Source organism: Paractinoplanes durhamensis (genome assembly GCF_016862175.1).
Classification (GTDB): domain Bacteria; phylum Actinomycetota; class Actinomycetes; order Mycobacteriales; family Micromonosporaceae; genus Actinoplanes; species Actinoplanes durhamensis.
This window is the reverse complement of sequence record NZ_BOML01000010.1, coordinates 78,030-90,103: the sequence shown is the minus strand read 5'-3', so window position 1 is coordinate 90,103 and position 12,074 is coordinate 78,030. Positions and strand designations below refer to the sequence as shown.

At 70.8% G+C, this 12,074-nt stretch carries 7 protein-coding genes and 1 riboswitch; of the genes, 4 read left to right on the top strand and 3 right to left on the bottom strand.

Annotated elements, in window-relative coordinates:
• The first annotated feature begins 48 nt into the window (after positions 1–48).
• Positions 49–184, top strand: a riboswitch (SAM riboswitch).
• Positions 185–195: 11 nt separating this feature from the next.
• Entirely contained in the window at positions 196–1,491 is a 1,296-nt protein-coding gene (gene thrC, locus Adu01nite_RS05545) for a threonine synthase (RefSeq protein WP_203725418.1), read from the top strand.
• Between the two features lie 241 nt (positions 1,492–1,732).
• Positions 1,733–2,707 carry a GNAT family N-acetyltransferase gene (locus tag Adu01nite_RS05540; RefSeq protein WP_203725417.1) on the top strand — a complete coding sequence of 325 codons (975 nt, stop codon included), beginning with the start codon at positions 1,733–1,735 and terminating at the stop codon, positions 2,705–2,707.
• Here the strand turns inward: Adu01nite_RS05540 and Adu01nite_RS05535 are convergent.
• Both Adu01nite_RS05535 and Adu01nite_RS05530 read right to left on the bottom strand, forming a co-directional pair.
• The gene (locus tag Adu01nite_RS05535; protein WP_203725416.1) at positions 2,704–3,147 is read right to left on the bottom strand and encodes a hypothetical protein; all 444 of its coding nucleotides are present in this window, start codon (positions 3,145–3,147) and stop codon (positions 2,704–2,706) included. The genes Adu01nite_RS05540 and Adu01nite_RS05535 overlap by 4 nt on opposite strands.
• Positions 3,147–3,608: a GNAT family N-acetyltransferase gene (locus Adu01nite_RS05530; protein WP_203725459.1), complete on the bottom strand. Its 462-nt coding sequence runs from the start codon at positions 3,606–3,608 to the stop codon at positions 3,147–3,149. Before Adu01nite_RS05530 ends, Adu01nite_RS05535 begins: the two co-directional genes overlap by 1 nt.
• Before the next feature lie 145 nt (positions 3,609–3,753).
• On the opposite strand from Adu01nite_RS05530, the gene Adu01nite_RS05525 reads away from it, so the two are divergent.
• Positions 3,754–4,683: a hypothetical protein gene (locus Adu01nite_RS05525; RefSeq protein ID WP_203725415.1), complete on the top strand. Its 930-nt coding sequence runs from the start codon at positions 3,754–3,756 to the stop codon at positions 4,681–4,683.
• A 287-nt stretch (positions 4,684–4,970) separates the two neighbouring features.
• Positions 4,971–6,593 carry a chaperonin GroEL gene (gene groL, locus Adu01nite_RS05520; protein WP_203725414.1) on the top strand — a complete coding sequence of 541 codons (1,623 nt, stop codon included), beginning with the start codon at positions 4,971–4,973 and terminating at the stop codon, positions 6,591–6,593.
• A gap of 55 nt (positions 6,594–6,648) precedes the next feature.
• On the opposite strand, the gene Adu01nite_RS05515 is transcribed toward groL, so the two are convergent.
• Positions 6,649–12,027, bottom strand: coding sequence for a beta strand repeat-containing protein (locus Adu01nite_RS05515; protein WP_203725413.1), 5,379 nt, complete (start codon positions 12,025–12,027; stop codon positions 6,649–6,651).
• Between the last annotated feature and the right edge of the window lie 47 nt (positions 12,028–12,074).

The following is a 12,074-nucleotide window of genomic DNA, read 5'->3' as shown; positions in this document are numbered from 1 at the left end:
GCGTAGAAGACCTAAGGGCAACGTAAGGTGTTGGAAACACAACTGAATACCTCATCCAGAGGGGCAGAGGGAACGGCCCGATGAAGCCCCGGCAACCACCGCGCAGTCTCGAAGAAGAGGCCGCGCGCGGCAGGTGCTAATTCCGTCCTCGCTGCGGCAGATTGCCGCCGGGGAAAGATGAGAGGGAAGGCCTCCATGACGTCTGTCGTCAGCACCCCCAGTTCTATCGGCAGCACCTCCTTCAAATCGCCGGCCCGTGGCCTCGTCTGCCGCGCCTGTGGGGCCGAATACCCCCTGGTCGCGCAGCACGCGTGTTTCGAGTGTTTCGGCCCGCTCGAGGTGGCCTACGACCAGGACGCCCTCGCGCGGGTAACCCGTGCGCAGATCGAGGCCGGCCCGCCGAACATCTGGCGCTACGCCGGCCTGCTGCCCGCCGGTCAGGACCCGGCCACCCGGGTCAGCCTCGACCCCGGCCTGACCCCGCTGGTCAGCGCGCCCGCCCTGGCCGCCGCGGTCGGCCTGCGTGCCCCGCTCTACGTCAAGGACGACTCGGCCAACCCGACCCACTCGTTCAAGGACCGGGTCGTCTCGGTGGCGCTCACCGCCGCCCGCGGCCTCGGCTTCACCCGCTTCGCCTGCGCCTCGACCGGCAACCTGGCCAACTCGGTCGCCGCCCACGCGGCCCGGGTCGGCACGCCCAGCATCGTCTTCATCCCGTATGACCTGGAGCCCGGCAAGATCATTACCACCGCGGTGTACGGCGGTGACCTGGTCGCCATCGAAGGGTCGTACGACGACGTCAACCGCCTCTGCGGCGAGCTGGTCGAGACCGACGAGTTCGAGGACACCGCGTTCGTCAACGTGAACGTGCGCCCGTTCTACGCCGAGGGCTCCAAGACCCTGGGCTACGAGGTCGCCGAACAGCTCGGCTGGCGCATCCCGGCCCAGGTCCTCATCCCGATGGCCTCCGGCGAGCTGCTCACCAAGGTGGACAAGGCCTTCTCCGAGCTGGTCGAGATCGGCCTGGCCACCGCGCCCGAGGGTGGCTGGACCGTGTTCGGCGCCCAGTCGGCCGGCTGCAACCCGATCGCGACAGCGCTGCACAAGGGGACCGACGAGATCGTCCCGGTGAAGCCGACCGGCATCGCCAAGTCGCTGAACATCGGCGACCCGGCCGCCGGGGCGTACGCGATCGAGGCCGTCCGGCGCACCGGCGGCTGGATGGACTACGCCGACGACGACGAGATCCGCGACGGCATCCGGCTGCTCGCCGAGACGACCGGCATCTTCGCCGAGACGGCCGGCGGCACCACGGTGGCCGTGCTCAAGAAGCTCGTCGCGAGCGGCAAGCTCGACCCGGAGAAGGAGACGGTCGTCTACAACACCGGCGAGGGTCTCAAGACGCTGGACGCGGTCGCGGGTCTGGTCGGACCCACCCACAACATCAAGCCGTCGCTCCGCGGGGCCCGTGAGGCGGGCCTGCTCGGATAACTGTCGGTAATCGCATCTCTGCCTTAAGTTGAAGATTCCATCCGCAGAGGACTTGCGCACCGATCTCAGCGTCGGCAAGATGCTCTCTGCGGGAGGGCCGACGCCGTACGAGGCCCCTCACCTTCGAGCTTGGCGACAATCTCCGAGGGTGCCCAACGACCCAGTGCCGGAGGCGCTGTGCGTTCGTCCTCCCGACCAAATTCGTTAGCAATAATGGCCGCCACCCGGCAGGGTGGCGGCCATGTCCGTCTCTATCGGTCCACTCGAGTCGCCCGACGACGCCTACGGGATTGACCGGGCCAGCAGCGAGCACGACCAGCCCGACGTGCCGCTGCACACCCGCGAGGTCTTCGCGGCCCGGCTCGCCACCCCGCCCGCCGGGCACACCGCCGAGCACTTCCTGGCGCGCTTCGACGCCGAGCCGGCCGGCCACCTCGAGCTGGCCTACCCGCAGGCGGACAACCTCGGCAACGTGATGGTGGAGCTGAAGGTGTCGCCGTCGTTCCGGCGGCGCGGGGTGGGCCGTGCGCTCTGGGAGGTGGCCGTCGAGCGCGCCCGGGCCACCGGCCGGGTGCGGCTGCTCACCCAGTCGGTCCGGAGCCCGTCGAGTGTGGCCTTCGCCGCCGCCGTGGGCGCCAAGGCCGCCCTCGAGGAGCTGCGCAGCCGGCTCGACCTGGGCGAGGCCGACCAGGCCCGCTACGACGAGATGCTGGCCGCCGCGTGGGCGACGGCCGACGGCTATCGCCTGATCCAGTGGAGCGGCGTGCCACCGGAGGAGGTCATCGACGACGTCGCCGCCCTGGACTCGAGCTTCATGGCCGAGACGCCGACGGGTGACCTCGACTGGGAGCCGGAGAAGGTCGACGCCGACCGGGTGCGCGCCACCGAGGAGGGCCGGATCCGGCGCGGCCGGGTCACCTTCCACACCGGAGCACTGCACGGTGACCGGCTGGTCGCGTGGACCACGATCAACTGCGCCGCCGACCGCGGGCCGCACGCCTGGCAGAACGTCACGCTGGTCGCCTCCGGGCACCGCGGCCACCGGCTCGGCCTGCTGGTCAAGCTGGCCAACCTGGCGTACGCCCGGACGCTCCACCCGGGCCTCGAGGTGATCGACACCTTCAACGCCACGACCAACGAGCACATGCTGCGGATCAATCGGGAGATGGGCTTCCGGGTGGTGGAGTCGGCGATCCACTGGCAGCGGGACCTTTAAGGATTTTTTTTGAACGGCTTTTTCAGGAGCGGCCGTATCGGCAGGTCGGTGGGATAGCCGCCGGCGTGCAGGCCGGCCCGCTTCTCGAAGAAGTTCCGCGCGCCCCACGACCCGGTGGCCGCCCAGGACCAGCCGCACGCGGCCCAGTAGGCCGGCCAGAACAGCGGGCCGAGCACCGCGTACTGCCCGCGGTGGTGGCTCTCGTGCGCGAACAGGGCCGACCGCTCCTCGGCCAGCAGCCACTCGGCGCTGCGCCGGCACATGACCACCGAGCCGACCGTGAAGCAGGTCGCGGGCGGCAGCCGCCGGCGGTAGCCCTCGGCGACCAGCACCCCGTCCCGGCCACGACGGATCCGCGCCCCGCCGGCCAGCGCGATCAGCAGGCCCAGCCCGGTGGTGCCGTTGACCGCGGTGAGGACCGTGTGCGCCCGGGGACCCATCAGATCCGCCGGCGCATCCGCAGCTCGGTGAGGGCCGGCAGCACCGGGTGCGGCACCCGCTCGCCGGTGTCCTCGAAACCGAGCTTCTCGTACGCCCGGACGGCCCGGTCGTTGCCCGACACCACCTCGAGCATCAGCCGGTCCCGCCCGCAGGACCGGGACCAGGCGGCGACCGCCTCGACCAGCTCGGCCAGCACCTTGCCGCCCCGGTGGGCGGGGGTCACGTAGACCGCGAAGATCACCGTCTCGTCCGGGTCGTCCGGCAGGACCGTGCCGCCGGCGTGCCCGATCAACCGGGACCGGCCGCCCGGGTCGGCCACGAACTGGGCCAGCCGGCAGCCCCGCTCGGCCTGGGCGATCCGCTGCCGGTACGCCTCGTGCGGGCGCGCGGCCGCGGTGGCCACCGTCTCCAGGAAGGCGAGCGGGCTGTCGGCCAGCATTTCCAGGCGCAGCGCCCGCATCCGGGCCGCCTCCTCGGCCGCGACCCGGTGCACCCGCCAGCTCTCCACGCTGTCTTCCCTACCCTGCTTCCGCGGCTCCGGCAACCTCTTGCCGGTTACCGGACGGGGGTGGCGGTTCCCGCCCTGCCTGGGGCAAAGTGTGTCGATGGAGCGCGGAGAGGATGTCCTCCACCTCGTCGGTGACGTGGTGGTCGAGAGCGCCGATCCGTTCGACCCGGAGTCCCGGACGGCCGAGCTGCCGCGCCCGGGCGGCCCGATCGGCCCGGTCGCCGACGAGTTCGACCCGCTGGTCCCACCGTCTGGTTCCGGCCTGCGCGGGTGGTTCGACCGGTTCCGCGGCCTGCTGACCGGTTCCGCGCTGCCGTTGCTGCCGGTGGGCCTGCTGGCCGCGATCCCGATGCACTTCTTCGTCGGCCGGGTGGACGACACCGTGATCGCCGCCCCGGCGCTGCTCGACCTGCTCGGCGGGTTCGGCCTGCTGTTGCTCCCGCTGATGTGGCTCGCCTATTTCACGGTCTCCGCCCTGCCCCTGGTGATCTCGCTGGCCGGCGTCGTCGCCGTCGCGGTCTACCGGGCCACCCTGGGCGCGACGCCCCGGCCGGCCGCGGTGTGGCGTCTGGTGGGTTATCGGCTGCGCGCCCTCTGGCTGTGGTTCGCCGTCTTCGGCGTGATCACCCAGGCGCTGCCGCTGCTCCTCACCGCCGACCGGCTCGGCCCGGCGGTGGCGGCGCCGCTCGCCGTCGGGCTCACCGTGCTCTCCACCGGGGTGCTCACCTTCACCGGCGTCCTCGGCTGCGTCGTGCTGTTCGAGCGTGGGCACGGCCGGCGCCGCGCGGTGCATCTGGTCTCGCTGGCGCCGCTGGGCGGCCTGATCGTCGCGTCCCTGGCGGTCACCGTGCTGCCCCGGGTGGTCGACGCGGCCTGGGGCGGGTTCGCCTCGACGGTGGTGGCGGTGGCCACCGTTCTGCTCTGGGCGATCGCCGCGCTGGTGGCCTACTGCCAGGGCCGCCGCGCCGAGGGCCCGGTGACCAGCAGATCTCTCTACGCCGAGCTGTCCGCACCCGAGCTCGACTGAGCCTGCGGCGGCCCGCTCGCAAGGTGGCGTTTCCTTGCACTCGACCCCCGGGAGTGCTAAACAGGTGATTGGCACTCCGGACTCGTGAGTGCCAAGCAGGTCGGGGCGGTTGGGTCTCGGTCACGGCGTCGCCATCGTCGCCGCGGCACGGGGCCGGTCGTCGCGGGCTTTCCGGCTCGGCCTGAGGACGTCACATCGCCAGGTGGTGACGTCCGCAGATCTCGCAACGTGCGGGAATGCGGGGCCATCGGGCCCGGCACCGCGAATGTCCAGGAGGACACAGCCGAATGGCCAAGATCATCGCATTCGACGAGGAAGCTCGTCGCGGCCTCGAGAGTGGTATGAACCAGCTCGCCGACGCCGTCAAGGTGACGCTCGGCCCCCGTGGCCGCAACGTCGTGCTGGAAAAGAAGTGGGGCGCGCCCACGATCACCAACGATGGTGTCTCCATCGCCAAGGAGATCGAGCTCGAGGGCACCTTCGAGAAGATCGGCGCCGAGCTGGTCAAGGAGGTCGCCAAGAAGACCGACGACGTGGCCGGTGACGGCACGACGACGGCGACCGTCCTCGCCCAGGCTCTGGTCCGCGAGGGCCTGCGTAACGTTGCCGCCGGCGCCAACCCGATGGCCCTCAAGCGGGGCATCGAGGCTGCCGTGGCCAGCGTTTCCGAGGCGCTGCAGCAGCTCGCCAAGGACGTGGAGACCAAGGAGCAGATCGCCTCCACCGCCTCCATCTCCGCCGGTGACTCCACGGTCGGCGAGATCATCGCCGAGGCGATGGACAAGGTCGGCAAGGAAGGCGTCATCACCGTCGAGGAGAGCAACACCTTCGGTCTCGAGCTCGAGCTCACCGAGGGTATGCGCTTCGACAAGGGCTACATCTCGGCGTACTTCATGACCGACGCCGAGCGTATGGAGGCCGTCTTCGACGACCCCTACATCCTCATCGCGAACAGCAAGATCTCCGCGGTCAAGGACCTGCTCCCGGTCCTCGAGAAGGTCATGCAGAGCGGCAAGCCGCTGGTCATCATCGCCGAGGACGTCGAGGGCGAGGCCCTGGCGACCCTGGTGGTCAACAAGGTCCGTGGCACCTTCAAGTCCGTCGCCGTCAAGGCCCCGGGCTTCGGTGACCGCCGCAAGGCCATGCTGGAGGACATCGCCATCCTGACCGGTGGCGCCGTCATCAGCGAAGAGGTCGGCCTCAAGCTGGACAACGCCGACCTGAGCCTGGTCGGCACCGCTCGCAAGATCGTCATCACCAAGGACGAGACCACCATCGTCGACGGTGGCGGCAACGCCGAGCAGATCCAGGGCCGGGTCAACCAGATCCGCGCCGAGATCGAGAAGTCGGACTCCGACTACGACCGCGAGAAGCTGCAGGAGCGCCTGGCCAAGCTGGCCGGCGGCGTTGCGGTCATCAAGGTCGGCGCGGCCACCGAGGTCGAGCTCAAGGAGCGCAAGCACCGCATCGAGGACGCCGTTCGCAACGCGAAGGCGGCCGTCGAGGAGGGCATCGTCCCCGGTGGTGGCGTCGCGCTCGTGCAGGCCGGCAAGACCGCGTTCGACAAGCTCGACCTGGTCGGCGACGAGGCGACCGGTGCGACGATCGTGAAGCTCGCGCTCGACGCCCCGCTGCGTCAGATCGCCGTGAACGCCGGCCTCGAGGGTGGCGTCGTGGTGGAGAAGGTGCGCAACCTCGAAGCGGGTTACGGCCTCAACGCCGCGACCGGCGAGTACGTTGACCTGCTGGCCGCGGGCATCATCGACCCGGCCAAGGTCACCCGTTCGGCGCTGCAGAACGCCGCGTCGATCGCCGCGCTGTTCCTCACCACCGAGGCCGTCGTGGCCGACAAGCCCGAGAAGAACCCGGCTCCGGCCGGCGCCCCGGGCGGCGGTGACATGGACTTCTAAGTCCATGAGTTCTACGTGAAGGGCGGGCCGCTGTTGCGGCCCGCCCTCTCGCATGTCAGGCGGGGAAGCGGTGGCGGCCGGGCCGGTGCCGGCCGTTGCCACGGGCGCCGGGGCCGGCCGGGACCGGGACCGGGACGCCGGCCTGGCCGACCCGGATCAGGGCCGCGCCGAGCAGCAGGATCATGCCGCCGGCGACCGCGACCGAGACCGTGTTGACGCCGGTCAGCGCCAGTTTGCCGCCGCCGCTCGCGTCGCCGCTGGTGGCGACCGCGACCACCTTGACGGTGACCGTCGCGGTGGCGGTGCCGCCGTGGCCGTCGCTGATCGTGTAGGTGAACGAGTCGGTGCCGCCCGCGTAGCTGTCGTCCGGGGCGTACGTGACCGTGCCGTCGGAGTTCAGCACCGCCGTACCGTGCTGGGGCTTGCCGATCTTGGTGATCTTGGTGGTGTCACCGTCCGCGTCCGAGTCGTTGGCCCGCGGCTTGATCACGATCGAGCCGCCGGCCGGCACCGAGACCTTGTCGTTCTTGGCGGTCGGCGCCTTGTTCGCGCCGGCCACGGTGACGCTGACCGATGCCGAGGCGATGTTGCCGTCCGCGTCGACCACCTGGTAGGTGAAGGTGTCGGTGCCCGCGTAGCCCTTGTTCGGGGTGTAGGTGACCGTGCCGTCGGCGTTGAGCTTGACCGTGCCGTGCTTGGCCGCGCCCACCGCGGTGACCGTCACCGCGGCGCCGTTGCGATCCACCGTCGGCAGGGTGATCCGCACCGCGGTGCCGGGCTTGGCGGTGGCGGTCTTGTCCGGCACCACCGGCGGGTCACCCACGACGACCGTGACGGTGGCCTCGGCCTTGCGCCCGTCCGCGTCGGTCGCGGTGTAGGTGAAGGTGGCCGTGCCGGAGAAGCCGGTCGGCGGGGTGTAGACCACCTGGGTGCCGGTGAAGGTGACGGTGCCGTGGTCCGGCTTGCTCACCGCGGTGACCGCCAGCCCGCCGTTCGGGTCCAGGTCGTTGTCGAGCACCTTGATGGTGATCGGCTTCTCGTACGCCGTGGTCCGCTTGTCGGCCAGCGCGACCGGCGCGCCGTCCGAGACGGTGACCGTGACGGTCGCCGTGGCGGTGTCGCCGTCGCTGTCGGTCACCGTGTAGGTGAACGTGTCGGTGCCGGTGTAGCCGGCGTCCGGGGTGTAGCGGACCTTGCCGTCGACGATCGTGGCGGTGCCGTGCGCCGGCGTGCCCACGCCGCTGAGCGTCAGCCGGCTGTCGGTCACGACGGTGATGTCGACCGAGTTGCCGGTCAGGACGGCGGCGGTGGCGTCGGCCGCGGGCGGGGCCACGTTGACGGTGACCGTGCCGGTCGCGGTGTTACCGGCGGTGTCCCGGATCTGGTAGCTGAACGTGTCGACGCCGAACCAGCCGGCCGCCGGGGTGTAGACGATCTTGCCGTCGGCGGCCGAGACCGTCGCGGTGCCGTGGCTCGGGGTGCTCGCCGACACCAGGGTCAGCGCCTCGCCCTCGGGGTCGGTGTCGTTGGCCACGACCGGGATGGTCGCCGCGGTGCCCGCGGCGGTCACCACCGAGTCGTCCGTGGTGACCGGCGCGGCGTCGATCGTGATGGTCGCGGTGGCGGTGTCGGTCAGGCCCATGTCGTCGGTGAGCACGTAGGTGAAGCTGTCGGTGCCGCTGGTCGCGGTCGTCCGGTAGGTGACCGTCCCGTCCGAGTTCAGGGTGACCGTGCCGCGCGACGCGCTGCCGACCGAGGCGACACTGCGCACCTGGCGGGTGTTCGGGTCGGTGTCGTTGGCGAGGACGTCGAGGGTGGCGGTGACGCCGGGCCGGACCACGAAGGTGTCGTCGACCGCGATCGGCGCCGCGTTGCGCACGGTGATCGTGACTACGGCGGTGGCGGTCGCGCTGGACGGGTCGGCCGCGGTGTAGGTGAAGGTGTCGGTGCCGCAGAAGCCGGCGGCCGAGGTGTATGTGATCGTGTTGTTCGCGTTGACGACGACCTTGCCGTTGGCCGGCTGGGTGGCGGTGATGACGCTCAGCGTGTCGCCGTTCGGGTCGGTGTCGTTGGTCAGCACCGACAGCGTCACCGGGGTGTCGGTGTCGGTCGAGTCCGAGTCCCGCCGGGCGGTCGGCGCCGAGTTGACCACGCTGAGCGAGACGCTCGCGCCGTCGGTGCCACCCGGGTTCCCGTCGCTGACCTGGTAGTGGAACGTGTCGGTGCCGATGTAGCCGGCGGTCGGCGTGTAGGTCACGGTGCCGTCCGAGTTGACCGTGGCGGTGCCGTGGGCCGGCTGCACGTCGATCGTGACGGTGAGCGTGTCGGCGGTGTTCGCGTCGTGGTCGTTGGTCAGCACCGCGACGGTGGAGGCCACGTTGGCCGGCACGGTGACCGCGTCGGCGCCGGCGACCGGCTTGGCGTTGTCGACGGTCATGCTGACCGTGTTGGTGGCGCTTCCGCCCGGGTGCCCGTCGCTGACCGTGTAGGTGAAGCTGTCGGTGCCGGCGTAGCCGGTGGCCGGGGTGTAGGTGAGCGTGCCGTCCGGGTTGGACACCACGGTGCCGTGCGCCGGCGTGCTGACGCCGGTGACGGTGAGCGTGTCGGTGGTGTTCGGGTCACTGGCGTGGGCCAGCACGTCGATCACGGCGGCGGCGTTGGTGCCGGTCGACACCGTCACCGGGCCGGCGGTCGGCCGGGCGTTGCCGACGGTCACGGTGACCGTACCGGTCGCGGTGCCGCCCGGCTGCCCGTCGCTGATCGTGTAGGTGAAGGTGTCCTTGCCGGAGAAGCCGGCCGGCGCCTGGTAGGCGATCTTGCCGCTGGTGACGGTCGCGGTGCCGCCGTTGACGGGGGTGCTGACGCCGGTGATGGTCAGCGGGTCGTTGTTGTCGTCGGCGTCGTTGGCGAGCACGTCGATCGTCACGTCGTCGAGGTAGGCGACGGTGGCGGTGTCGTCGGCCGCGACCGGGGCGGCGTCCGCCACGGTGATGTGCACGGTGCCGGTGGACTGGGCACCCTCGCTGTCCTCGACCACGTAGGTGAAGTCGGCGGTGCCGTTGAAGCCCATCAGCGGGGTGTAGGTGATCTGGTCACCGCTGATCGTGGTGGGGCCCGCGCCGGACTGCGGCTGGCCGACCGACACCAGGTGCATCGTCTGGCCGTTCGGTTCGGTGTCGTTGTCCTTCGGCGTCACGATGATCGCGGTGCCGGCCGGGGTGCTGTAGTAGTCGGTGTTGGCGACCGGGGCGGCGTTCGCGGTGGTCACCGACACGGTCGCGGTCGAGCTGATGCCGCCGTGGCCGTCGAGGAGCTTGTAGGTGAAGGTGTCGACACCGTCCCAGGTGGACCGCGGGGTGTAGGTGACGGTGCCGTCCGCGTTGACGACCACCCGACCGTGCGCCGGGGCCTGGTCGATCTGCACGACGAGCGCGGAGTTCGCGTCGTCATCGTCGTGGTCGTTGGCCTTCACGTCGATGGTGACCGGGGTGGCGTTCGTGGTGCCCGGCGCGGTGTCGTCGACCGCGACCGGGGCCGAGTTGACCGCGAGGGTGGCGGTGGCGGTGTTGTTTGTCGAGTCCGAGTCCAGGCCGGTGCCGCTGACCGTGAGCGAGGCGACCGGGTGCGCGGCGGCGCTGCTCGCCGCGGTCGCCGGGATGAGCACGCTGTCCGTGGTGTTGGTGGCCAGGGCCGGGCGGGTGCAGGTCACGACCTGGCCGGAGGCGGTGCAGCCGCTCGGCAGGGTGCCGGGGGTGACGCCGGCCGGCAGGGTGAGCACCAGCTTGGGGGCGGGCTCCAGGTCGGTGCCGTTGTTCTTGACGGTCGCGGTGTAGGTGACCGCGTTCGGCGAGGCGGCGCGCTGCACCACGGTGGGCGCGACGGTCAGCGCGGCCTCCAGGTTGGCGTGCGGCTGCTGCACGGTCATCGAGGAGCTTCCGGTGCTGGTGCCGGCGCCACCGGTGAAGGCCGCGGTGTAGTTGGCGTTCGCGGTGTTCACGATCGCCGTGCCGGGCGCGGTGCCGGTGTTGACGCGTACCCGGAAAGTGACCTGCTTGGTGGCGGCGGGCGCCAGGTTGCCCACGGTGAACGTCGCGGTGCTGCCGGCCAGCTTGCCGTCGTCGGAGTCGGCGGCGTCGGTGACCGAGGCACCCGCGACGGTCAGCGTGCCGGGGACGTACGTGGTGCCGGTCGGGATGACGTCGGCGAGGGTGACGCCGTTGGCGGTGTCGGTGCCGTCGTTGCGCACGTCGACCCGGTACTCGACGATGTCGCCGGGCAGCAGGTCGCCGCCGTTGAGGTCGGAGCTGCTCGGCGTGACGACGACGTTCGGGGCGTAGAGGTCGGTGGTGAAGGTGACGACGCCGGGGTAGAAGGTCTCGCCGCCGGTGGTCAGGCGCAGGGTCGCGCTGGTCTCGTCGTTGCCGAGCTTGCCGGTCGCGTCGAACCGGTCGATGTCGACGCCCATCAGGTTGTCGTTGTTCGGGGTGCGGCCGGTGACCGAGGCGCCGTCCTGGCTGACCGTGCTGTTGAAGAAGTTGGTCGCCGGGTTCTTGGCATCGGACACCGAGGCCAGCGTCCTCGAGGCGGTGCCGATCTGCAGGGAGTCGCCGGTCTTGCCGCGGTCGCCCTCGAAGACGACGGTGCCGACGGTCGCCCCGACGGTGCCGGTGTGCGGGGTCTGGAAGCCGGAGACCGCGATGTCCACCTGGGTGGAGCCGTCCTTGACCACGCCGAAACCGTCGTAGACGCGCAGGCTGTGCATCGGCAGCGAGGCGTCGCGGTAGGCGATCACCAGTGCCCAGCCCGCGTACCGGTCCTTGCCGGTGCCGGACTGGATGTTCGCGACACTGTAGACACCGCTGCCGGCCCCGGAGACCAGCGGCGTGACGTCCTTGAAGCCCTGGTACGCGTTGATCCCGGTGTTGGTGAAGGTCTTCTCGGCGGTGATGTTGTTCCAGGTGGTCGGGCCCGCGGGGGTCCGCAGCAGGACCTTGTTGGTGTTGGCCGAGCTGGGCGCGGCCGAGCCGTTGGTGCCGGCGGTCGGGTCGGCACTCCAGTAGAGGCCGGCGAAGAGCACCGTGCCGCCGGACGGCAGGGTGATCGTCGCCGAGCTCTCGTTGAACGTGGTCGAGTCGCTGTCGGTGTCGTAGTTCTTCATGGCGTACGCGTTGTTGTCCAACGCGTCGCCGGTCGCCGTGCCGTTCAGGGCGGTGGTGCACCCCGAGTCGCTGGTCGAGCAGACCAGGTTGGCGTTGCCGCGCAGGATGATCGCTCCGTTGGTGTTGGCCTGGAACCGGCCGGTGAACGGATCGGTGATCGCGGCCTCGGCCTGCCGGGCCAGCAGCACCATGGTGGCAGCCAGGGCGACCGAGATGACCACCAACAGGATCAAGGACCGGCGGGGCTTGAAGCGCAGCGAAACGGCGAAGGGCATTGTCGTCCTTGGCGGAGGATGAGGATGGTGCGGGCCAAGTCTCAAGC